Origin of the sequence: Streptantibioticus ferralitis, assembly GCF_029223525.1 — a bacterium.
GTDB classification, from domain to species: Bacteria; Actinomycetota; Actinomycetes; order Streptomycetales; family Streptomycetaceae; genus Streptantibioticus_A; species Streptantibioticus_A ferralitis.
The window spans coordinates 1-22498 of the sequence record NZ_JARHTQ010000037.1 but is presented as its reverse complement, the minus strand read 5'-3'; the positions used below and the strand labels follow the sequence as shown (position 1 = coordinate 22498).

17 protein-coding genes are annotated in these 22498 nt (G+C 69.2%); 9 read left to right on the top strand and 8 right to left on the bottom strand.

The window, feature by feature from the left end; genetic code table 11:
* Nucleotides 1-41: 41 nt before the first annotated feature.
* The 3 genes from P2L57_RS34340 to afsR all read right to left on the bottom strand — a co-directional run bounded on the left by P2L57_RS34340 (nt 42) and on the right by afsR (nt 3754).
* Nucleotides 42-224 (bottom strand): hypothetical protein, encoded by a 183-nt coding sequence (locus P2L57_RS34340; protein WP_275821417.1) that lies wholly within the window; start codon nt 222-224, stop codon nt 42-44.
* Between the two features lie 191 nt (nt 225-415).
* Nucleotides 416-646 (bottom strand): hypothetical protein, encoded by a 231-nt coding sequence (locus P2L57_RS34335; RefSeq protein WP_275821415.1) that lies wholly within the window; start codon nt 644-646, stop codon nt 416-418.
* A 171-nt stretch (nt 647-817) separates the two neighbouring features.
* Nucleotides 818-3754, bottom strand: a complete 2937-nt coding sequence (gene afsR, locus P2L57_RS34330; RefSeq protein ID WP_275821413.1) for an SARP-family global regulator AfsR — start codon at nt 3752-3754, stop codon at nt 818-820.
* Between the two features lie 340 nt (nt 3755-4094).
* Here afsR and P2L57_RS34325 point away from each other — a divergent pair, with 340 nt between their 5' ends.
* Nucleotides 4095-4856, top strand: coding sequence for an AMP-binding protein (locus P2L57_RS34325; RefSeq protein ID WP_275821411.1), 762 nt, complete (start codon nt 4095-4097; stop codon nt 4854-4856).
* A gap of 105 nt (nt 4857-4961) precedes the next feature.
* Nucleotides 4962-6188 (top strand): amidohydrolase family protein, encoded by a 1227-nt coding sequence (locus tag P2L57_RS34320; protein WP_275821384.1) that lies wholly within the window; start codon nt 4962-4964, stop codon nt 6186-6188.
* A 100-nt stretch (nt 6189-6288) separates the two neighbouring features.
* On the opposite strand, the gene P2L57_RS34315 is transcribed toward P2L57_RS34320, so the two are convergent.
* Complete coding sequence (locus P2L57_RS34315; RefSeq protein ID WP_275821382.1) at nt 6289-6984, bottom strand: rhomboid family intramembrane serine protease; 696 nt, start codon at nt 6982-6984, stop codon at nt 6289-6291.
* Nucleotides 6985-7291: 307 nt separating this feature from the next.
* On the opposite strand from P2L57_RS34315, the gene P2L57_RS34310 reads away from it, so the two are divergent.
* From P2L57_RS34310 to P2L57_RS34295, 4 genes are all read left to right on the top strand, one after another.
* Entirely contained in the window at nt 7292-8227 is a 936-nt protein-coding gene (locus tag P2L57_RS34310; protein ID WP_275821380.1) for an LLM class F420-dependent oxidoreductase, read from the top strand.
* A gap of 25 nt (nt 8228-8252) precedes the next feature.
* Nucleotides 8253-9059, top strand: a complete 807-nt coding sequence (locus P2L57_RS34305; protein WP_275821378.1) for an SDR family NAD(P)-dependent oxidoreductase — start codon at nt 8253-8255, stop codon at nt 9057-9059.
* Between the two features lie 105 nt (nt 9060-9164).
* Complete coding sequence (locus tag P2L57_RS34300) at nt 9165-10292, top strand: LLM class flavin-dependent oxidoreductase (protein WP_275821376.1); 1128 nt, start codon at nt 9165-9167, stop codon at nt 10290-10292.
* A gap of 221 nt (nt 10293-10513) precedes the next feature.
* Nucleotides 10514-12247: an N-acyl-D-amino-acid deacylase family protein gene (locus P2L57_RS34295; protein ID WP_275821374.1), complete on the top strand. Its 1734-nt coding sequence runs from the start codon at nt 10514-10516 to the stop codon at nt 12245-12247.
* A gap of 156 nt (nt 12248-12403) precedes the next feature.
* On the opposite strand, the gene P2L57_RS34290 is transcribed toward P2L57_RS34295, so the two are convergent.
* On the bottom strand, nt 12404-14005 hold the full coding sequence (locus tag P2L57_RS34290; RefSeq protein ID WP_275821372.1) for a pectate lyase family protein: 1602 nt from the start codon (nt 14003-14005) through the stop codon (nt 12404-12406).
* A gap of 213 nt (nt 14006-14218) precedes the next feature.
* Between P2L57_RS34290 and P2L57_RS34285 the strand changes: the two genes are divergently transcribed.
* The 3 genes from P2L57_RS34285 to P2L57_RS34275 all read left to right on the top strand — a co-directional run bounded on the left by P2L57_RS34285 (nt 14219) and on the right by P2L57_RS34275 (nt 18952).
* Nucleotides 14219-15037 carry a TIGR03619 family F420-dependent LLM class oxidoreductase gene (locus P2L57_RS34285; RefSeq protein WP_275821370.1) on the top strand — a complete coding sequence of 273 codons (819 nt, stop codon included), beginning with the start codon at nt 14219-14221 and terminating at the stop codon, nt 15035-15037.
* Nucleotides 15038-15216: 179 nt separating this feature from the next.
* Complete coding sequence (locus P2L57_RS34280; RefSeq protein WP_275821368.1) at nt 15217-17811, top strand: bifunctional FO biosynthesis protein CofGH; 2595 nt, start codon at nt 15217-15219, stop codon at nt 17809-17811.
* 46 nt (nt 17812-17857) lie between these two features.
* On the top strand, nt 17858-18952 hold the full coding sequence (locus P2L57_RS34275; protein WP_275821366.1) for an ADP-ribosylglycohydrolase family protein: 1095 nt from the start codon (nt 17858-17860) through the stop codon (nt 18950-18952).
* 68 nt (nt 18953-19020) lie between these two features.
* On the opposite strand, the gene P2L57_RS34270 is transcribed toward P2L57_RS34275, so the two are convergent.
* From P2L57_RS34270 to P2L57_RS34260, 3 genes are all read right to left on the bottom strand, one after another.
* Nucleotides 19021-20529: a sodium:solute symporter family protein gene (locus P2L57_RS34270; RefSeq protein ID WP_275821364.1), complete on the bottom strand. Its 1509-nt coding sequence runs from the start codon at nt 20527-20529 to the stop codon at nt 19021-19023.
* Between the two features lie 372 nt (nt 20530-20901).
* Complete coding sequence (locus P2L57_RS34265; protein WP_275821362.1) at nt 20902-21120, bottom strand: DUF397 domain-containing protein; 219 nt, start codon at nt 21118-21120, stop codon at nt 20902-20904.
* A 191-nt stretch (nt 21121-21311) separates the two neighbouring features.
* Nucleotides 21312-22169, bottom strand: coding sequence for a helix-turn-helix domain-containing protein (locus P2L57_RS34260; RefSeq protein ID WP_275821360.1), 858 nt, complete (start codon nt 22167-22169; stop codon nt 21312-21314).
* Nucleotides 22170-22498 lie beyond the last annotated feature (329 nt).

The window sequence follows — 22498 nt, the reverse complement described above, 5'->3', positions numbered from 1 at the left end:
CCCCCGGTGCCGCCGCCACCCCTGCTTTGTGGTGAGGGGATTTAGACGTTGCCCCAGGTGTCCGGAGCGGTCACGGAGGAGTCTCCGTCGTGCGCCTGGACGATGGCCAGACCCCGGTCACCATGGGCGTTCGTACTTGCGGAAGCGATCGCAGGGACCGCAGCCGCTGCCGTTGCGGTCGCGATGCCCGCGACCACAATGGCGGCCTTCCGTATCAGACTCATGTCTGCTCCAGTCTCGGAGTGATGGATGGAATGGGAGTCGCGGCCAACAAAGTTGGCCGCGACGCCCCCTCCACGCCGCGGCCGCCTGGTTTGCTGATGTACGTCCCCCGTTGCCCCCGTTGCCCCTCGTGCGCCACGGCCCCCTATGGCGCCTTCCCCCGTGGCACCTTCGCCCCCGCGGCGCTAACCCCTCACTGGGAGGGGAGGACCGTGTTACCCCAGGTGTCGGGCTGCACGAGCGGCTTTGCCCCCGTGTTGCCCCAGGTGTCAGGGTCATCCTGGGGCTGTTCCTCAACGCCCTCGCCATGCGACTGCTGCTCGATGCCGTTCGGCGGTTCCGGGAACTCCCCCCTACCAGCTCCCGTACCGATGCCCGCGCCGGGCCTCTTGCTGTTGCCAGTGCTTGGAACGTTGGCGGTCATGCTGTTTCTCCCCGTTAGATGCCTTGCATGGTGTGTCTTTCGGCGTTCCGGACGCCCGCTTGGTGACGACCCCCGTGCGCCACCAAGCGGGCATCTCTCGATGCGATGAAATCTTGACAGCGCCCGATAAGCAACCGATAAACGCCCCCCGATATTGCGCCTGACCTGCGGTTATACGGCCACGCTCGAAGATGGGCGGTCATCGAGGAGTTGGAGCACCTCGTCGGCTCCCTCGGTGCCGAGGGACTTGTGGATGTTCAGTGCGTCGTGCCAGCAGGCCCGAGCGCGGTCCGCTTGCCCGATTCCATGGAGCGCGCGCCCGAGAACGGTCAGCACATCGGCCGTCCGCCAGTGGCCGGTGGTCCTGTTCACCAACCCAAGTGCCTGCTCGGCATGAGCGGCGGCCTGGCGGTGGCGGCCCGCCGCGACATGAACCACGGCCATGCGGTAGAGGGTCACGCCCTCCCAGAGCTGTTGGCGGGCTTCCCGGAAGATGGGCAGCGCCTTGTTGAGGCAGCCCAACGCCTCGTCGAAACGGTCGCTCGCGGTCAGGGCGATCGCCAGCACGTACAGGCCCATGCCAAGGCGGTAACCCCCTGTGCGCAGCTCGTAGTAGAGCGCCATCGCCTCCTCGGCGGTGGCGACAGCCGCGTCGTGGTTGCCCACCTCGACGTGTACGCGCGAGAGGTTGCTCAGCGTCGACGCCATACCGGTCAGGTTGTTGTGATCGCGGAAGGACTCGAGTGCCTGCTGGTAGTAGGCTTCCGCCTCCTCGTAGCGCCTGCGGTCCTTCGCGATCAGCCCGCGCAGGTTCGGCGCGTAGCTGCAAGTCAGCGGATCCTCGGCGGTCAGCCCGAGCAGAAGTGCGCGTTGCGCCGCGAGGTCCGCCTCCTCGAAGTGACTGCTGGACCAGGAGCGGATCCGGCCCAGCAACAGGTGCGCCCGGCCTGCTACCAGGGGCTCACCGCAGTCATCGGCGGTTTCGATGACCGCGCGGACGGCCTGCTCGTAGGAGCGCAGATGGACACCGGACTCCATCAGGTCCTGGGATGCGAAGAGCAGGTCGATCGCATGGCGCAGCGGGCCTGCGCACCCGTGCGCGGCGGTCTGCCGGACGGCGGACAGTACTCCGGCTGCTTCGGCGAACAGCCAGTCCAGGGCCTCGGATTGTTCTGTGAAGACCAGACCGTGTCGCGCGGGCGTTGCCAGGTGCTCCAGCACCGGTTCACCCGGGTTCTCCAACGCGTACACGCACTCCGTGGACGCCAGGTAGAAGTCGAGCACGCGCGACAGTGCGGCCTCGCGGGCCTCGGCGGTTTCGTCGCGTTCCGCGCAGTCGCGGGCGTAGAGGCGCAGGAGGTCGTGGTACCGGTAGCGGGCCGGGGCCGCCGATTCCAGGAGGCTTATGTCGACCAGCGTCTCCAGCAGGGACTCCGCGTCATACGGGTCCATGTCGAGCACGGCGGCGGCCGCGTTCAGCGAGATGTCGGGGCCGTCCGGCAGGGCCAGCAGGCGGAAGGCACGGGCCTGTTCGGTGGCCAGATGGCCGTAGCCGAGTTCGAAGGTGGCCTTGACCGCCAGGTCCCCCGCCTTCAGTTCGTCCAGTCGGCGCCGCTCGTCGCTGAGCTTTCGGGCCAGTACGGAGACCGTCCACGTTCGCCGAGTGGACAGCCGCGAGGCGGCGATACGGATCGCGAGCGGCAGGAAACCGCAGGCGGCGACGACGTCGAGGGCGGCTTGGCGTTCGGCCATGACGCGCTCGGTCCCGACGATCTTGGTGAAGAGCTGGAGGGCCTCCTCCGGGCTCATGACGTCGAGGTCCACCAGGTGGGCGCCTTCCAGATCCACCATGCGGACCCGGCTGGTGATCAGGGCGGCGCTGCCCGGGGTGCCGGGCAGCAACGGCCGCACCTGCGCCGCGTCGTGGGCGTTGTCGAGAAGGGCGAGGACGCGACGACCGTCGAGGATCGAGCGGTAGAGCGCCGCACGGTCTTCAAGACCGTCCGGAATGGCTGAATCCGGTGTGCCCAGTGCCCGCAGGAAGGAGGCGAGTACCGTCTCCGGCTCGGTCGGCCTGGCGCCCTGCCCCTGGAGGTCGACGTACAACTGGCCGTCGGGGAAGGTGGTCCGGGCCGCATGGGCGACATGTACCGCCAGCGTGGTCTTGCCGACGCCGCCGATGCCCGCCACCGCCGACAGGGCCATGACACCGCTGTCCGCGGTCGCCAACTCCTGGACCAGTTCCGAGACGAAGGCGGTCCGACCCGTGAAGTCCGTGACCGCTGCGGGCAGTTGCGCGGGCCGGATCGGCGCGATCGTGTTCGCCGTGTCCCCGGGCGAGGACGGGGCGGCGAGTTCGGGATCGGCCTCCAGTATGCGTTGGTGGAGTTCGGTGAGTTCGGCGCAGGGATCGACGCCGAGTTCCTCGGCGAGCAGCCGCCGGGTGTCGGCGAACACACCCAGCGCCTCGGCCTGTCGACCGCTGCGGTAGAGCGCGAGCATCAACAGGGCCCGCAGCCGCTCACGCAACGGGTGTTCGGCGGACAGCGCGGTCAACTCGGAGACCGCCTCGCCGTGGCCGCCGAGTTCGAGGTCGAGTTCGAGCCGGGCCTCCAGCAGGGTCAACCGCCACTCGGTGAGCCGGGTGCGCTGCATCTCCGCGTAAGGCCCCGGGAGCCCGGCGAGCGGCTCGCCGTCCCACAGGTCGAGCGCGGCGCACAGCAGTTCGCGGGCGCGCGCGGGATCGCCCGAGGCCCGGGCCTTCTCCGCCTCGACGGCCTGCCGCTCGGCCACCGCGGTGTCCAGACTGCCCGGCGCGGTACGCAGCGCGTAGCCGCCCGACACAGAGGCCAAAGCCCCGGCGCCGAGGGTCTTACGGAGCCGGAACGCGTAGGTGCGCAGGGCGGCGAGCGCGCTCTCCGGCGGTTCGTGGCCCCATAGCGCGTAGATCAACTCGTCGGCCGTAGCGGTCCGGCCGCCGCGCAGCAGGAGTGCGGCGAGCAGGGCACGCTGCTGAGGCGAGCCCGCCGACAGCAGGTTCTCGCCTTGCCAGGCCCGCACCGGGCCGAGGAGCGCGAAGCGCAGCCCCGGCTCCGTTCCGCCATCCATCACAGACTCCCATTCCGCGCCGGCGGCGAGAACGCGTCGAGCACGTACCCAGTGGACGTATATCGATCGTTCATCGTGAGCCGGGACCATCTCCGCGTGTGATGAGTACAGCCGCGTGACGGCCAGTTTGCCCTGTCCTACCGGGCGCGGTCACGTCCTCACGGGCGGTTGTACGCCAATCAGTGTGAATTGATCGGAATTTGAGATTCCGTGTGTGAGGTCTGTGGGGAAGAGGAGTGACGGAGCTGTCATGTGCTCATGGTGTACGCCACCGAAGCCGTCCGCGTCGGAGTTTGGGGGCGGTGTCAGTGGAGCCGCCACGGAGCGGACGCGCGCCAGGATGAGTGCGGTGGTGACGCCGGGCCGGATGCTGCGCAAGAGGGCCGCCGAACTGCCTTGTGCGGTGCCGTACGGCGCGCTGCCGGGCGCGCCCTTCGCCGCGACGGCCGCGTGCAGCTATGCCGAACTCGACCGCCGGGCGCGCGCGGTGGCCGCCCGGCTCGGTGGTGCGCTCCCGCCGGGTAGCCGGGTGCTCCTCGCCTACCGCCAGGGGCCGGATTTCGCCGGTGCGTTCTACGGGTGTCTGTACGCGGGCATGGTGGCGGTGCCGTATCTGCTGCCCGAGCGCGGGATGGACGACGGCATCGACGAAGGGGTCGCGGAGGCCGTCGACCGGGTCGGTCCCGCCGCCGTGCTGACCGCGGCCGACGGCTGGTCGGCGCTGCCGGTGAACCGCGACCGCGTCCCGGTCCTGGAGGCCGACGGCCAGATGGTCGGCGGCTGCCCGGTTGGTGAACTGGCCGGTCGGTGGCGCCCGGTTGGGGTGCTGCGCGGTGCGGACGCCTACCGCCGCTATGTGCCCGGGCCGCTGGGCGACCCGTTGGGCGGCCGGATGGAGCCGCCGTTCAGCCACGGCGATCTGCTCAACGTCCTCCAGGAGTTGCAGGACGCCTGTCGGCTGGGCGTCAAGGACGAGGAGCTGGGCTGGATCGCTTCGGTGCACGGTATGGATGACGCGGTGTGGCGCCTGCTGCTCCCGGTGCACGAGGGGCGTGCGGTCTGGGAGACGGGATGGCCGTGCGGGCCGGATGACAGGGGGTAGCGCCGGGTGCCAAGGCCCTTCGGCAGGTGCGCTACGGGCCATCGGAGGATCCTTTTCGATGTCCACAGAGCTGACGGTTCGTCAGATTGGCGCTACCGTGAAGCCATGGAGAGCTTCCCGGAGATCATCTCGGTGGACGACCACACGGTCGAGCCCGCAGGCGTCTGGCGGGACCGGCTCCCGTCCCGGTACCACGACATCGGTCCGCGCATCGTCCGGGCGCCGCTGAAGGAAATGACCTTCGTCGGCGGTAAGTTCGCGCCGAAGATGGGCGCGCCCGGCGATGACGGGCCGATCGCCGACTGGTGGGTCTACGAGGACCTGCACCGCCCGCTGACCCGACTGGACACCGCTGTCGGCTGCAGCCGCGACGACATCAAGCTTGAGGGCATCACCTACGAGCAGATGCGTCCGGGGTCCTACAGCGTGCCAGAGCGGTTGGCGGACATGGATGTCAACCATGTGCGGTCCGCGCTGTGCTTCCCGACCTTCCCGCGCTTTTGCGGGCAGACGTTCACCGAGGCCAAGGACCACGACCTCGGTCTGCTGTGTCTGCGGGCGTACAACGACTGGATGGTCGAGGAGTGGTGCGGACCGCAGGCGCACGGCCGTCTCATCCCTCTCACCCTCATCCCGCTGTGGGACGCGGAACTCGCCGCCCGCGAGGTGCGACGCAACGCCGAGCGCGGTGTGCGGGCGGTCTGCTTCAGCGAGATACCGCCGCGCCTGGGGCTGCCGTCGATCCACACCGACGACTGGGACCCCTTTCTGAGGGCCTGCGACGAGACCGGCACCGTCATCGCGATGCACATCGGCTCCTCCTCGAAGATGCCCTCCACCTCCGCGGACGCGCCGCCCGCTGTCGGCTCCACCATCACCTTCGCCAACTGCTGCTACTCGATGGTGGATTGGCTGATGTCGGGAAAGTTCGAAAGCTTCCCCCATCTCAAGATCATGTACGCGGAGGGCCAGATCGGCTGGATACCGTACATCCTGGAGCGGGCCGATGTCGTCTGGGAGGAGAACCGGGGCTGGGGCGGCGTCGCCGACAAGGTGCTCCGGCCGCCGTCCGAACTGTTCGCCGAACATGTCTACGGCTGCTTCTTCGACGACGCGTTCGGTCTGCGGAACCTTGACGCGATCGGTGTCGGCAACGTCCTGTACGAGACGGACTATCCGCACTCGGACTCGACCTGGCCGAAATCCAGGGAAGTCGGCGAGGCGCAGATGGGCCATCTGCCGCAGGACGTGGTCGAGCGGATCGTACGCGGCAACGCGATCGATCTGCTGGGCCTGACCTCGGATGGCCTCTGGGCGCCCGCGGCCTCGTGACGCGGGGACCGGCCGTGGGTGGACGGTCCCCCGCACCGCCCACCCACGACGCCCCTCCCTCCGCGGCCGCGTCCGTGCTCCCGCGCTGACCCGCCCGCGCTCACGCACCCGGTGCGGACGCTATGCGCACCCCCAACCGTCCGACGGGCAGGGCCGCGGCCACCGCGCCTAGCGCGCAGCCGGTGAGCAGGCCCACCCCGTGGTTGTTGGAGACCGCGCACAGCGCCACCCCGGCGATCGGTATCAGCAGCGCGAAGCCGCGCCGGAAGGACCATCGGTCGCCGCGTAGCAGATGCAGCGCCGCCATCGCGCCGACCAGCCCACAGATGGCGACGGAACTGCCCGCTCCGTGTGGACTCCAGCCCGCCGCACTCACACCGTTCTCCGCGAGACCGCTGAGCATGTAGGCGGCCAGCCAGCGGCCGGGGCCGATCACCCGCTCGGCTATCGGGCCGACCACCGTCAGCGCGGCGAAGTTGAACGCCGCCTGTATCCAGCCGGACGACTGCACCAGTACGGCGGTCAGCAGCCGCCACCACTGGCCGTCGTCGAAGGCCGCCCCGTCGCGCTCCAAGTGTTCGAGAACCGTGGGAAAGGCGAACTGCGCGGCGGTCGTCAGGACCGTGAGGGCCAGGACCGCGACCGAGGCCATCGGCACCGGGCGCCGCCACGCGGCCCGCAGGATGTCCAGCGGGCTGTCGCCCTTCCGGTCGGCGAGCAGCGCTGTCAGCGTTTCCTTGCCGGGCACCACCACGGCAGCCGCGCAGCCGTACAGCACCGCCGTGTGCGTCTGCATCCCGAACTCCCCCTTCACCACCGAACCGACCACCGAACCGACCACCGGAGCGCCCGCCGGGCCAGCGCCCGGATCCACTACCGGACCAGGCGACGGACGAGCCGGGCCCCGCAGAGCCGCCGGCCGGTTCTCCACGGGTCTTCGCCCCGTACCCAAAGCCTGCCGCTCGGCAGGGCCCCGGGGGCAGTGCCTTCTGTCGTGACTGCGCTATGACATCCGTCATGGTCCGCACCATGCACGGAACGCGGGGTTGTCTGACGCTATGTCAGATACGACGATGAGGGCACTCGCGACGAGGGAGGCCCACATGGTGCGGATCCTGCCGGATGACCGTCTGGTCTACGGGATGCAGTTGCCGGTCCAGGCGCTGAGCACCGTGTTCGCGGAGGGGTGGGAGACCGCGGCCGGACCTGCCGAACTGCTCCGGATCGCCCGCGCGGCGGACCGGCTCGGCTTCTTCTACGTCGCCTGCTGTGACCACGTGGTGATTCCGGCCCGGCTCGCGGACGCGATGAGCACCACGTGGTACGACCCGGTGGCCACGTTGTCCTATGTGGCCGCCGCGACCACCCGGGTACGGCTGCTCAGCCATGTCGCCGTGGCCGGGCTGCGGCATCCGCTGGCCGTCGCCAAGCAGTACGCCACGCTCGACCACCTCTCCGGCGGACGGCTGATCCTCGGTGTCGGCGCCGGACATGTGCGGGAGGAGTTCGACGCGCTGGGGGTGGACTTCGACCGCCGCGGACCCGTGCTCGACGAGACCATCGACGCGCTGAAGGCCGCGTTGGGGCCCGAGGAGTTCCCCGAGCACACCGGACGGCACTTCGCCTTCCGGGAGTTGGGCCAGCGGCCCAGACCCGCCCAGACTCCCCGCCCGCCGATCTGGGTCGGCGGATCGTCCCCCGCGGCGATACGACGGTCGGCCCTGCGCGGCGACGGCTGGCTGCCGCAGGGAGATCCACGGGATCAACTGCCGTCGCGGATAGCCGAACTGGAGCGGCTGCGCGCCGGCGAACCGCTCGACATCGGGGCTATCACCGAGCCGCTGTACATAGGGGAGCCGTCCTGGCGGGTAGGCCGCCGCACACTGTCCGGCCAGGCTGAGGCGATCGCGGAATCGCTGCGCGAGTATGCGGCGATGGGGATCGGCCAGATACAGGTCCGCTTCCGCAGCCGTAGCGCGACCGAACTCCTCGATCAGATGGAGGCGTTCGCCTCCGGTGTCGCTCCGCATCTCAACTGACCCCGTACCGAACCCCGGGAGCGATATGGGCGCATTGGACGGGCGCGTCATCCTCATCACCGGCGCGGCGCGTGGCCAGGGCGAGCAGGAGGCCCGGCTCTTCGTCGCCGAGGGCGGCAGGGTCGTCCTCGGCGACGTGCTGGACGAGCAGGGTCAGGCGCTGGCCGGGGAACTGGGGGAGGAGCGTGCCGTGTATGTCCATCTGGATGTGAGCCAGGAGGAGCAGTGGCTGTCGGCCGTCGATACGGCGACCGGCGCCTTCGGCGCGCTGGATGGCCTGGTGAACAACGCGGGCATCCTGCGCTTCAACGAACTGGCCAGCACACCGCTGGCGGAGTTCCAGCAGGTCGTCCAGGTCAACCAGGTGGGCGCCTTCCTCGGGATGCGCACGGTGGTGCCCGCCCTGGCGGCGGCGGGCGGTGGCACGATCATCAACACGGCGTCGGTCGCGGCGCTTTCCGGAATGGCACTGCTGACCTCGTACGCGGCGACCAAGGCCGCGATCGTCGGGATGACGCGGGTGGCGGCGTTGGAACTGGCGGCGAAGCGGATTCGGGTCAACGCGATCTGCCCGGGCGCGATCGACACCCCGATGACCAACCCCGCGCAGCTGGATCCGAACGCCCACGCCTCGGCGGCGGGACGGGAGTCCGTCGGGGAGGCGGCTGCGCCGGACGAGATGTACCGGAGGCTGGTGCCGATCGGTCGGATCGGCCGTCCGCAGGAGGTGGCCAAGCTCGCACTGTTCCTTACGTCAGAGGACTCCTCGTATATCACCGGCCAGCCGTTCGTGATCGATGGCGGCTGGTTGGCCGGGGTCTCCGTCTTCTAGCGGGTCCTGCCGCGCACCAGGTATTGACGGCGTAGGCGGGCGCTGCGAGAGTCGATTCAATCTGACGGTACGTCAGAAACCGCAGTTGCGGCCCGAGGAGTGATCTTGGAATTCGGGATCTTCGTACAGGGATATGTGCCCGCGAGCCGGGTGAAGGCCGACCCCGAGGCGGAGCACCGTGCGCTGCTGGAGGAGACCGAGTACGTCATCCAGGCCGACAAGTCGGGCTTCAAGTACGCCTGGGCAAGTGAGCACCACTTCCTGGAGGAGTACTCCCACCTCTCGGCCAACGATGTCTTCCTCGGCTATCTGGCCCATGCCACAGAACGCATCCACCTCGGCTCCGGCATTTTCAATCCACTGCCGCAGGTCAACCATCCGGCGAAGGTCGCCGAGCGGGTCGCCATGCTCGACCATCTGTCCGGCGGACGCTTCGAGTTCGGTACCGGGCGCGGCGCTGGCAGCCACGAGATCCTCGGTTTCCTCCCCGGGATCACCGATATGAACCACACCAAGGAGATCTGGGAGGAGACCATCGCCGAGTTCCCCAAGATGTGGCTGCAGGACACATATCAGGGGTTCGAGGGAAAGCACTGGTCACTGCCCGCGCGCAAGATCCTGCCGAAGCCGTACGGAGCCTCGCACCCCGCGATGTGGTACGCGGCGGGGTCGCCGTCCTCGTATGCCATGGCCGCCAGGAAGGGGCTTGGCGTTCTGGGGTTCAGCGTGCAGAAGGTCTCCGACATGGAGTGGGTGGTCGACTCGTACAAGACCGCCGTCCGTGAAGCCGAGCCGATCGCCGACTTCGTCAACGACAACGTGATGGTGACGTCGACGGCGATTTGCGCCGAAACCTCGAAGAAGGCCCGGGAGATCGCGGTCAGCAGCAATCTCAACTACCTGCAGTCGCTGTTGTTCCGCTATCACGACACCTTCCCCAGGCCCGAGGGCATTCCGCAGTGGCCGGAACTCCTGCCGGACTACACCCCGGAGATCATCGATCTGCTGATCGCCGAGGAGCTGATGATCTGCGGTGACCCGGACGAGGTACTGGCACAGTGCAAGCGGTGGGAGGCGGCGGGCGCCGACCAGTTGTCGTTCGGGCTGCCGGTGGGCGTGCCGTACGAGGACACGCTGACCACGATCAAACTGATCGGAGAGCACGTCATCCCGGAGATCGACACGGATCCGGTGCACCGGACCAGCCGCTTCCGGGAAGCGGCGGGCAGATAGCCGGGCTCACCGCGGGCAGCGGCCCCGCACCCGCCGGCCCCCCGGCGGGCGACCGAGTGGTCGCCTCCTGTGCGGCGACGGCTTCCCGGGCCGTCGCTTCCCGACCCGGTCCGGAGCCGTGCGGCGGCGGCCCGCCGTATGGCTCCGGCCCGGGCCGACCCCGCAGGTCGCACAACCGGTACACCGCCCTCGTCACCACCTTCCGGAGAGGTGATTCGACCATGCTTGACCACCTGATCGAGGGCGCCACCGTGGTGGACGGCACGGGCGCGCCCTCGTACATCGCCGATGTCGGCATACGGGACGGAAGAATCGCCTCGATCGCCGAGCCGGGTGGCACCACCGAGAGCACCCGCAGCAGGCAGGACGCGAACGGACTGGTGCTCACGCCCGGATTCGTGGATCTGCACACGCACTACGACGCCCAGTTGTTCTGGGATCCCTTCGCGACTCCGTCCATGAACCACGGTGTGACGACCGTCGTGGGCGGCAACTGCGGATTCACCCTGGCGCCGCTCAGGCCGCAGGATGGCGACTACACACGCCGCATGATGAGCAAGGTCGAGGGCATGTCGCTCAAGGCCCTTGAGGACGGGGTGGATTGGCGTTGGGCGTCGTTCGCCGAATTCCTCGGCGGGCTCGACGGCCGGATCGCCGTCAACGCGGGTTTCATGGTGGGGCACTGCGCGCTACGGCGGCATGTCATGGGCGCCGATGCCATTGGCGGCCAGCCCACCGCGCGCCAGATGGAGGAGATGCTCTGGCTCTTCCATGAATCCATGGACGCGGGCGCATGGGGCCTTTCGACGACGCAGTCGTCCACCCACACCGACGGCGACGGTAAACCGGTGGCCTCCCGGCACGCCCGCCCCGAGGAACTGCTGGCGCTCTCGCGCGCGGTCGGGGAACACGAGGGCACACAGATCGAGGCGATAGTCGCCGGATGCCTGGACCAGTTCGCCGACGAGGAAATCGAGTTGCTGGCCGCCATGAGCGCCGCTGCCGGTCGGCCGCTGAACTGGAACGTGCTGACCATCGACGCTGCCGTTCCGGAACGCGTACCGCGGCAACTTCTCGCTTCGGAGGCGGCCCGTAAGGCGGGTGGCCGGGTCGTCGCACTGACCATGCCGATCCTCACCCCCATGAACATGTCGCTCGGCACGTTCTGCGCACTGAATCTGATCCCGGGCTGGGGAGAGATCCTGGCCCTTCCCGTCGACGCCCGGATCGCTCGCCTGAAGGACCCCGCCGTACGGGCGGAGATGCTGCGCCGCGCGAACAGCCCGGAAGCGGGCGTCTTCCGGCGACTGGCGGACTTCGGACGCTATGTGATCGGCGATACATACTCGGAGGAGAACGCGGGACTGACCGGGCGGCGGGTTTCCGATATCGCCGCAGAACGCGGGCAGGAACCCTTCCCGACGCTGGTCGACATCTGCGCCAACGATCGGCTGCGCACCGTGCTGTGGCCCATGCCCACGGACAACGATCCGGCGAGTTGGGAACTGCGGCGGCGGACCTGGGAACACGAGGACGTCATGCTGGGCGGCTCGGACGCGGGCGCGCATCTGGACCGGATGTGCGGTGCGCCCTACACGACGCGGTTCCTCGGCGACTGCCTGCGCGGGCGCAAGCTGGTCGGGCTGGAGCGGGCGGTACGCATGCTCACCGGCGATCCCGCCAGGCTGTACGGGCTGCGCCAGCGCGGCAGGATCGCCGAGGGGTACTTCGCCGACCTGGTGCTCTTCGATCCGGAACGGATCGAGGCGGGTCCCGCGACACTGGTCCACGATCTGCCGGGCGACAGCCCGCGGCTGGACTCCAAGGCGCTGGGTGTGGTGAGCGTGCGGGTGAACGGCGTACAGACCATCCACGATGACGTCGTGACGGGCGCGGTCCCAGGAACGGTGCTGCGCTCGGGGCGCGATACGGAGACGGTGTCGACGCGGTCGTAACCGTTCGGCGGGGTCATTGTCGGGTTGCGGCCGGTTCGTACCGCCGGGCCGCGGCGGTAGGAAGCGCTCCACCGCCGCGGCGGGCAACCACGACGGTGCGGACCGGCCGTGCCAAACCGGTCGCAACCCAATGCCGAACACCCGCCGGGCAGGCGCTCAGCCGCCGTGCCGTTCCCTCAACTGCTCCTGGTAGAGGCTCTCCGGGAGCACATGCGTGCCGGAGGACTGGAACTCGCCGGGGCGGTGGCCGCCGGCGGGCGGCGCCTGGGTGCCGGTGCAGCCGATCGCCCAGTTGTGGGCGGTCGGCGGGTTCTCCACCTCGTACTTGCCCACCGAGCAGTTCCATGCCACGTCGTTGGCGCCCGCCCAGCCCTGGCCGCTGCCCATCCACTGGCGGTCGTGCAGCGCGAGGGTGCCCGTGGAGTCCATCGTGATCCTGTCGTAGAGCGTCCCGGTCGCCCACCGCTGGTGCGGGCCCGCGTCCAGCAGCCGCGAACCGGTGTTGGCGGCCGTGCAGTTGGTGATCACGTTGGGGCCGGGGATACGGGCCTGGGTCGCCCAAGCGTGCTGGTTGCTGCCGGTCACCGCGCAGTTCTCGATCAGCGTCTGCTGCCCGCTCACCGTGTACGCGACCGGCTGGGCGTGGATGTCCTGGGGCACGGAGGCGTCCAGCGACCGGGTGTCCAGCATGGTGTCGTGCAGCGCGCCGGTGCCGAAGGAGAAGGCCGAGCCGAACCGGTTCGCGGTCACCGCGCGAACCCAGGAGTTCTCGGCGGCGTCCAGGCTGACCAGCGCCGAGCTGAAGTACCCGCCGCCGTGCCAGGACGGGTCGGACTCGAACGACTTGCCGTTGCCCGAGAGGTTCTCGACGCCCGCCTCACTGATCCGGCCGTCGAAGGTGTACTTCCATACGGACGCGTGGGTGTACTGCTTCTCCAACGCCTGCGGGAGCGGCACATCGAGGGTGATGGTGTCACCGCGCACGCCCGCCACGGTGCGTTCGAACTCATGGCCGCTGCTGGGCTTCCACTGGGTGCTGGGCTGTCCGCCGGGGCGCGGCGGGATGTGGTCCATCCCGATGGCATGGATCCAGTTCTGCTCGATGGGCCGTTGCACGACGATCCGGTCACCGGCGCTGAAGTGGGAGGCGGCGCCGGAGACATGGACGGTGCCGGCACCCACCGGCACATAGCCGTCGGCCACCGGGTAGGCGCTGCCGTTCTGGGTGATCTGCCCGGAACCGCCGACTGTCACCAGCGTGTGCGGCTTGCCGGTGCCGGTGAGCACCGTGCCCTGGGGGCCCGCTCCGGAGCCGCGCAGTACGACACCGGACCGGTCGACCCTGACTGTCCCGCCGATCCGGTAGGTGCCCGGCTTGAGCAGGACCGCGCCGCCTCCTGATGTGTCGCCCGCCCGCTCGATCGCGGCCTGGATGCGCGCGGTGTCGTCTCCGGAGGGCGTGGGGGCGAGGGTGGCGGCGACCGGGCGGTTGGGGATGGTCCGGTCGCCGCCGTGGTAGCCGACGGAGGAGAAGTCGGGGACGCGGTTGCCCTGCGCGTCGGTGCGGTACGAGAGCTTGCCGCCGCGGAAGGTGACCCAGTCGGCGGTCGCCTTCGGATTGGCGGCGGCGCTGGTGTGGGGGGACGCGGCGGCCTGCCAGTACGTGGTGGTGAGCCCGCCCGCCACCGCGAGTGCGGCGGCGGCGCCGAGCACGGCGTACCGCCTGCGGCGTGGGTCGCTCCTGTGGGGTTCCGTCATGGAGCGGCAGCTTGCCGGTCCACGCCGTGATAGTAAAGGTTCCTAACTGCTCTTTACGGAAGCTTCAACTCCCGTACTGCTGAGGAGGGCTGGGTGCCGTCGCCGCGGTGCGGCGAAGGCCATGGCGACAGTCGCGATCCCGAGATTCACCGCGATCGTGTGCGGGAATAGGCAAGATCGGGCAAAAGCCGTCCGAATGCGGAGGTGTCGACAGTGCGTATCTCGACCATGACCTTCCTGACCGACGAGTCCATCGGTCCGGTCCAACTCGCCCAGGAGCTTGAGCAGCGGCAGTTCTCCGGGCTCTATCTGCCCGAACACACCCACATCCCGATCTCCCGCAAGAGCCCCTACCCGGCGGGCGGACCGCTGCCGCGCGAGTACGGCCGCGCCCTCGACCCCTTCACCACCCTCGGCGCCGCCGCCGCGGTCACCGAACACCTCACCCTCGGTACTGGGATCACCCTGGTGGCCCAGCACGACCCGATCGTGCTCGCCAAGCAGATCGCGACCCTCGACCACCTGTCCGGCGGCCGGTTCACCTTCGGCGTGGGGCTCGGCTGGAACGCGGAGGAGGCCGCCGCCCACGGTGTGGACTGGCCGCGCCGCCGAGACCTCGTTCGGGATCGGCTGGCGGCCATGCAGGCCCTGTGGGCACCGGAACCCACCGCGTACGACGGCGAGTTCACCCACGTCGAGGCAAGTGAGGCGCACCCGAAGCCGCAGGCGCTGCGCATCCTGCTGGGCGGCGCGGCCGGGCCGAAGCTGTTCGCGGACATCGCCAGATTCGCCGATGGCTGGCTGCCCGTGGGCACGCACGGCATGGCGGAGGACATCACGGCGCTGCGGGCGGCTTGGGCGGAGGCGGGCCGGGAGGGGAATCCGCAGGTCGTGCCGTACGGGGTCCAACCAAGCGCCGGCAAACTGGCGTACCTGCGCGACCAGGGCATCGAGGAGATCGTCGTCATGCTGCCGTCCGCGGGCGCCGACGAGGTGCTGCGCGCTCTGGACGACCACGCGCAGTACCTGTAGCGCCCTACCGCGCAAGGGCGTCCGCACCGGTCGACGTCTTCCTGGCCGGGGCGGCAGGCGTGCCGCCCCGGCCAGGAGCGATTTCGCCGAGCGTGTCCCGGTATTCCTGCGTCCCGCTGTGACAAAGCGCGCAGGCAGGCGTCGCTGCCACTGTCGGCGCTCGCTCGTATGCTCGGTGGATGGACACCAGCCCGCCGTGCCCGGAGCAGCCGACACCGACCGCCAACGCCATGCGCCGTGCGCTCAGCCGCGCACGCAGCGGCGTGGCATTGGACGTCGCGGAGGCGGCCGTTCTGCTGCAGGCGCGCGGTGCGGATCTGGACGACCTCGCCGCGATCGCCGCCCGGGTGCGGGACGCCGGCCTGGAGGCCGCAGGGCGGCCCGGTGTGATCACCTACGCGCGCAACGTCTTCATTCCGCTCACCCGGCTGTGCCGGGACCGCTGCCACTACTGCACCTTCGTCACCGTGCCCGGCAAACTGCGGCGCGAGAGCCAGGGGATGTTCCTGTCCCCGGACGAGGTGCTGGCCATCGCCCGGCAGGGTGCCCAACTCGGCTGCAAGGAAGCCCTGTTCACGCTGGGCGACCGCCCCGAGGACCGCTGGCCCGAGGCCCGTGAGTGGCTGGACGCCCATGGCTACGACGACACCGTGGCGTATGTACGGGCGATGGCGATCCGGGTGCTGGAGGAGACCGGTCTGCTGCCGCACCTCAACCCCGGGGCGATGTCCTGGACGGATGTGCAGCGCCTCAAGCCGGTCGCGGCCTCGATGGGCATGATGCTGGAGACCACCGCGACCCGGCTGTGGTCCGAGCCGGGCGGTCCGCACTACGGCTCCCCGGACAAGGATCCCGCCGTTCGGCTGCGGGTACTGCAGGACGTCGGCCGCTCCAACGTGCCGTTCACCACCGGCATTCTGCTCGGCATCGGTGAGACGCACACCGAGCGCGCCGAGTCGCTGTTCGCGATCCGCACGGTGGCCCGGCAGTACCACGGCATCCAGGAGGTCATCGTCCAGAACTTCCGCGCCAAGCCGGACACCCCGATGCGGGGAATGCCGGACGCGGAGTTGGACGACCTGGTCGCCACCATCGCCGTGGCCCGGCTGATCCTGGGCCCCGCCGCACGTATCCAGGCGCCGCCCAATCTGATCGCCGGCGAGTACGCGCGCGTGATCGCCGCGGGCATCGACGACTGGGGCGGTGTCTCCCCGCTGACCCCCGACCACGTCAGCCCCGAGCACCCCTGGCCGCACATCGACGAACTGCGCACCATCACCGCGCGGTCCGGCTTCACGATGCGCGAACGCCTCACCATCTACCCGGAGTTCGTCCAGCGCGGCGAGCCCTGGCTCGACCCGCGGGTCCTCCCGCACGTACGGGCGCTGGCCGATCCGGACAGCGGACTGGCGCTTGAGGACCGCAAGCCGACGGGCCTGCCCTGGCAGGAACCGGAAGAGGTCTTCAGCGCCACGGGCCGCACCGATCTGCACTCCACCATCGACACCGAGGGCCGCACCAGCGACCGCAGGAACGACTTCGACGAGGTGTACGGAGACTGGGAGTCGCTGCGCGAGCAGGCCGCGCCCGGCGCGGTCCCGGACCGTATCGAGGCCGACGTACGGGCCGCCCTGGCGACCGCGGCCGACGATCCGACCAAGCTCAACGACGCCGAGGCGCTCGCCCTGCTGCACGCCGACGGCCCGGCGCTGGACGCGCTGTGCCGGATCGCGGACGACGTACGGCGCGACGCGGTCGGCGACGAGGTCACCTACATCGTCACCCGGAACATCAACTTCACCAACGTCTGCTACACCGGCTGCCGCTTCTGCGCCTTCGCCCAGCGCCGTACCGACGCCGACGCGTACACCCTCTCGCTCGACCAGGTGGCCGACCGCGCCCAGCAGGCGTGGGAGGTGGGCGCCACCGAGGTCTGCATGCAGGGCGGTATCCACCCGGACCTGCCCGGCACCGCGTACTTCGACATCGCTCGGGCGGTCAAGGCGCGGGTACCGGGCATGCATGTGCACGCCTTCTCGCCGATGGAGGTGGTCAACGGCGCCACCCGCACCGGACTGTCCATCCGCGACTGGCTCCAACAGGCCAGGGAATCAGGGCTCGACACCATCCCCGGCACGGCCGCCGAGATCCTCGACGACGAGGTGCGCTGGGTACTCACCAAGGGCAAGCTGCCCACGGCCACCTGGATCGAGGTCATCAAGACCGCTCACCAACTGGGCATCCGCTCCTCCTCGACCATGATGTACGGGCATGTGGACCAGCCCCGGCACTGGTTGGGCCATCTGCGGCTGCTCGCCCGAATCCAGCAGGAAACCGGCGGATTCACGGAGTTCGTCACCCTCCCGTTCATCCACACCAACGCGCCGGTGTATCTGGCCGGGATCGCCCGCCCCGGACCGACCCGCCGCGACAACCGCGCGGTCATCGCCATGGCCCGTCTCCTGCTCCACCCGCACATCCGCAACATCCAGACGAGCTGGGTGAAGCTGGGTACCGAAGGGGCGGCCGAAATGCTCCGCTCGGGCGCCAACGACCTGGGCGGAACGCTGATGGAGGAGACCATCTCCCGGATGGCGGGCTCCAGCTACGGGTCGTACCGCTCCATCCGCGATCTGGTCGCCATCGCCGAGGCGGCGGGCCGACCGGCCCGGCAGCGGGACACCCTGTACGGGGCGGTGCCGGAAGAACGCCGGGCAGCCGGGTTGGCCTCGGACGGCCATCTCCCCGAGCTGCTGCCGGTCCTGGACAGCTGAGGAGAGTTGACGACAGTGACGCGGCCGACCGAAGGGGAGTAGAGGCGTGGCCGAAATATGGGGGCGAGCAGAGCAACAGGACTTCCGCAGCAGGGTGAGAGGCTGTCTGCTCGGCGGGGCGATCGGCGATGCGCTCGGCGCGGGTATCGAGTTCGACTCGCTGGAGAAGATCCGCAGCCAGCACGGCGACGCGGGCGTCACCGACTATGTACCGGCCTTCGGGCGGCGCGGTGCGATCACCGATGACACCCAGATGAGCCTGTTCACGGTGGAGGGGCTGATCCGCGCCCATGTCCGCCGCGACGCCGGTACCTGGCATCCGCCAACGGACGTGCACCTCGCGTATCTGCGCTGGGCCGCCACCCAGGCCGACTGGGGTCCCGACGAGCGCGACACCGGCGCGGGCTGGCTGGCCCGCGAGGAGTGGCTCTACTCCCAGCGCGCTCCCGGCCGCGCCTGTCTGAGCGGACTGGGTGACACCCGGATGGGCACTCTCGCCGAGCCGAAGAACCCGGGCTCGAAGGGTTGCGGCACGGTGATGCGCTCCGCACCGTTCGGCCTGCTGGTGGGGTGGGAGCCCGGGCTGGTCTTCCAGTTGGCGGTGGAGTGCGCCGCCCAGACGCACGGACATCCGACGGGGTACCTGGCGGCTGGGGCGTTCGCGGTCATCGTGCATGCCCTGGCGCACGGGAGCCCGTTGGACGACGCCGTCCAGCGGGCCCTGGCGCAGCTGGCCGCCCAACCCGGCCACGAGGAGACCACCGAAGCGTTGCAGCGTGCGCTCGGGGCGGTCCGCCAGGGGTTGCCGACCGCCGAGCGGGTGGAGTCGCTCGGCGAGGGCTGGACCGCGGAAGAGGCGCTGGCCATCGGCGTCTACTGCGCGCTGGTCGCGGAGGACGTACGACACGGCTTGCTGCTGGCCGTGAACCACTCGGGCGACAGTGACTCGACCGGTTCGATCTGCGGCAACCTGCTCGGCGTACAGCACGGGGAGACGGCGCTGCCGCCCGCGTGGGTGGTGGAGTTGGAGGGGCGGGGCACGATCCTGCAGCTCGCTGACGACTTCGCGATGGAGATGACGCAGGGTGCGGCGCTCGCCGGCGGGAGCGCCTGGCTCAGCCGGTACCCCGTTTCGGGGTGATTCAGCCTGCCCACCCAACCGTTACCGCGGACGACGGTCAGGACGGTGACGGGCGGGTGGGCAGGCACCTACCCCAGACGAGCCGGAACCGGTGTACTCACCGGCCCCCCGTTGACCAACTCGACCACCGCGTCGCGGTCAGCAGTCCGCTCCGGTCGCACAAAACCGATCGCCACATACAGCACGAGCGACACCGCCACCGGAGTCGCGATCTGCACCTGCAACGACACTCCGCTCAGCCCGAAGTTCGTCAGCCAGAAGCCGAACAGGCCCAGCGCCCAGCTGACCAGCGCCGCCGTCGGGCCCGACCGGCGGCAGAACCGCAGCAGACCCATGAGCAGCGGTATGGAGATCGGCCCCACCAGACCCGCCACCCATTTGACGACGACCGTGATGATGTCCTTGAACGTCGGCGAGTTGACCTGTGTGGCGACCGCCATCGACAGGGCCAGGAACGACACCGTGGTGATCCGAGCGGCGACCAGACCGGCCCGCTCGGACCAGGCGCGTACCGCCGAGGACAGCGGCGGCAGGATGTCACGGGTGCAGACCGCCGAGATCGCGTTGGCGTCGGAGGAGCACATCGCCATGGTGTGGGAGAAGAATCCGACCACGACCAGGCCCAGCAGTCCGTGCGGCAGCAGCTTCTCCGCCAACAGCGCGTAGGAGTCGCTCGCGTCCGGCTTCTTGGCGTGCACCAGCAGCGGTGCCACCCACATCGGGAAGAACAGCACGAACGGCCAGACCAGCCACAGCGCACCCGACAGTGTCGCCGCGCGGGTGGCGTCCCGGGCGCTGGTGGTGGCCATGTAGCGCTGCGCCTGGTTCCACATCCCGCCGTTGTACTCAAAGGTCTTGATGAAGAGATACGCGAACAGGAAGGTCAGGGTGTACGGGCCGGCCGTCGGATGGGTGTGCCCGGCGGGCAGCAGGTCCCAGACGTTCCACAGGCCGCTGATGCCGCCGATCCTGCCGAGTGTCGCCACGAACATCGCGATACCGGCGAGCAGTTGGATGGCGAACTGGCCCAACTCGGTGAGCGCGTCGGCCCACAGTCCGCCCACGGTGCAGTAGGCGGCGGTCACGATCCCGGTGATGAGAATTCCCTGGTCGATGGAGGCCCCGGTGAAGATGGACAACAGGGTCGCGATCGCGGCCCACTTGGCGCCGACGTCGACGATCTTCAGCAGTACCCCGGACCAGGCCAGGGCCTGCTGGGTCGGCATGTTGTAGCGGACCTTGAGGAATTCCAGCGGTGAGGCGACATGCAGCCTGGACCGGACCCGGTTCAGTCGGGGTGCGAAGCTCCTGGCGCCGATGAAGACGCCGATGGCGATGGGAAACGACCAGGTGAAGAAGGATGTCACGCCCAGTTGGTAGGAGATACCGGCATACCCGGTGAACATCACGGCGCTGTAGCCGGACATATGGTGCGAGATGCCGGACAGCCACCACGGCATCTTCCCGCCCGCGGTGAAGAAGTCGCTGACGTCGCCCACCCGTCTGTGCGACCACACACCGATCGCGACCATCACGCCGAAGTACGCGACGAGGACGGCCCAGTCGAAACCGTTCATGCCCCCTCCAGGGGTCCGTCTTGTGAACACGGCAGTTGTGCACACGGAACACGAACGCGCTTCGCAAGAGCGGGACTTGCCGGGGATTCAATCCTTGATCCGAGCTCGGGTCAAGAGGTTGGTGTTCACAAGCCTGAACGGCGGTCAAATCCAAGAACGAATTTACTTCCTCTTGACCCTCCTTGGCATTGTTGTGACTCATCCCGCGAACACACCATGAGCGGGTGCTTCGCAGGCGCAGGGCCAAGGTCCCCGAAAACAGCAGCGAGCCCCCTCGGCCAGGACGGCGACCAGTCGAGAGGACTCTGGGTGTTACTGCCGAAACTGCGGTGGTTGTTGTATACGGCGCTGTCGCGCCTATTCGGCCGGGTCTCAGCCGAGGTCGAACGCGCCGGTCTCCACGCCGGCGATGAAGGCGGCCCAGGACTCCGAGGAGAAGGACAGCGAAGGGCCCTGCGGGTCCTTCGAGTCGCGGACCGCGATGGCGTACGCGCCGGGGGTGCGGACTTCCACGCACGCGCCGTGCGCGCCGGAGTACGACGACTTCTTCCACGCGGCGGTGATGTTCTGCTTGGTGTGCTCGTTGTTCATGTCAGCTCCGGAATAAGCGAGTTGGATGAGGGATGTCGACGCCTTGGCGACGCGAACGACGCTACTCGGCAACATCACTTTCCGGAGCTCCGGTTCACTCGACCGGATGGCGTCTACCATCCGCCTCTTCCGTCGTCGGGGACAACGGTGTAGCCTCCGCGCCGAATGCGGCTCCAGTGTGCGCAAGGGGCCTACGGGGCGTACTCCTGGGCGAGTTGGGACATGAACTGCCGCGACTGATCCGGGTTCAGCGCCAGTGCCCGCAGATGCTCGTACATCATGCAGTAGTCCTGTACATCGTTCGGCTTCTCCAGGTACAGATCGCTGGTCATGCCTTCCAGATAGACCACCGAGGCGTCCGAGGCATCCTCGAACTCCAGGATCGCGAACTCGCCGTACATACCCGGATGAGCGCCAACGCTGTACGGCAGGATCTGCAACGTGACATGTGGCATGGTGCTGCACTGGACCAGGTGCTCCAACTGCTCGCTCATGATGCGCTCGTCGCCGGTGACCCGGCGCAGCGCGGCCTCGTCGAGCACCACCCAGAACCGCACCGGGCTGATCTGGTCGGTGATTCGTTCCTGCCGCTTAAGCCGCACCTGGATACGTTTCTCCACCTCCGCGACGGTGGCCTCCGGCCACATGCCCTCGATGACGGCCCGCGCGTACTCCGGGGTCTGCAACAGGCCCGGGACGATCAGCGAGTCATAGGCGCGCAGCGAGACGGCGTCGGTCTCCAGGCCGATGTAGACGCTGTACGGGACATCGCCGAACGCGTGCCACCAGCCCTGCTGGCGGGACTCCTTGGCCATCTGCATCAGTGAGTCGACGATGCGGTGGTCCTCGACGCCGTACACACCGCACAGATCGCGGACATCGCGCTGGCTGATGCTGCGTCGGCCGTTCTCCAGGCGGCTGATCTTCGACTGCGACACCAGAAGGCGGGCGGCGACCTCCTCGGCCGTCATGCCCTTCATCTCGCGGAGTTTGCGGAGCTCCGAACCCAGTCTGCGTCGCCTGACAGTGGGATTGACGTTGGCCGCCACGGAACTGCACCTCCGACTGTGAACTGCTCTGGTACCGCTGCTCTTGTAAGAGTTGAGGTACCTGCTCTTGTACGACCGGTGTACTGCCGGTCAGCAGCCTGCCACCAGAGGTCAACGCTGCGCAGAAGAACGGGGGCAATCAGCTGTGGGATGCCAGCGAAACGCGCGGGGTGGGGGGGCCCGGGGGGGGCCCGGGGCCCCCCCCCCCCCCGGCCCGGCGGCCCCCCCCCGGGGGGGGGGGGGGGGGGGGGGGGGCCCGGTGTGCCCCCGCCCGGTCGTGCCGGGGGGGGGGGGGGGCCGCCCCCGGGGGGTGGGGGGGGGCGGGGCGG

What these genes read in the sequence shown, in the direction of transcription:
- P2L57_RS34335 (WP_275821415.1), bottom strand. Translation starts at nt 646, where the DNA reads ATGACCGCCAACGTTCCAAGCACTGGCAACAGCAAGAGGCCCGGCGCG.
- P2L57_RS34295 (WP_275821374.1), top strand. Translation starts at nt 10,514, where the DNA reads ATGCTTGACCACCTGATCGAGGGCGCCACCGTGGTGGACGGCACGGGC.
- P2L57_RS34270 (WP_275821364.1), bottom strand. Translation starts at nt 20,529, where the DNA reads ATGAACGGTTTCGACTGGGCCGTCCTCGTCGCGTACTTCGGCGTGATG.
- P2L57_RS34340 (WP_275821417.1), bottom strand. Translation starts at nt 224, where the DNA reads ATGAGTCTGATACGGAAGGCCGCCATTGTGGTCGCGGGCATCGCGACC.
- P2L57_RS34290 (WP_275821372.1), bottom strand. Translation starts at nt 14,005, where the DNA reads ATGACGGAACCCCACAGGAGCGACCCACGCCGCAGGCGGTACGCCGTG.
- P2L57_RS34305 (WP_275821378.1), top strand. Translation starts at nt 8,253, where the DNA reads ATGGGCGCATTGGACGGGCGCGTCATCCTCATCACCGGCGCGGCGCGT.
- P2L57_RS34320 (WP_275821384.1), top strand. Translation starts at nt 4,962, where the DNA reads ATGGAGAGCTTCCCGGAGATCATCTCGGTGGACGACCACACGGTCGAG.
- P2L57_RS34310 (WP_275821380.1), top strand. Translation starts at nt 7,292, where the DNA reads ATGGTGCGGATCCTGCCGGATGACCGTCTGGTCTACGGGATGCAGTTG.
- P2L57_RS34265 (WP_275821362.1), bottom strand. Translation starts at nt 21,120, where the DNA reads ATGAACAACGAGCACACCAAGCAGAACATCACCGCCGCGTGGAAGAAG.
- P2L57_RS34325 (WP_275821411.1), top strand. Translation starts at nt 4,095, where the DNA reads ATGAGTGCGGTGGTGACGCCGGGCCGGATGCTGCGCAAGAGGGCCGCC.
- P2L57_RS34280 (WP_275821368.1), top strand. Translation starts at nt 15,217, where the DNA reads ATGGACACCAGCCCGCCGTGCCCGGAGCAGCCGACACCGACCGCCAAC.
- P2L57_RS34315 (WP_275821382.1), bottom strand. Translation starts at nt 6,984, where the DNA reads ATGCAGACGCACACGGCGGTGCTGTACGGCTGCGCGGCTGCCGTGGTG.
- afsR (WP_275821413.1), bottom strand. Translation starts at nt 3,754, where the DNA reads ATGGATGGCGGAACGGAGCCGGGGCTGCGCTTCGCGCTCCTCGGCCCG.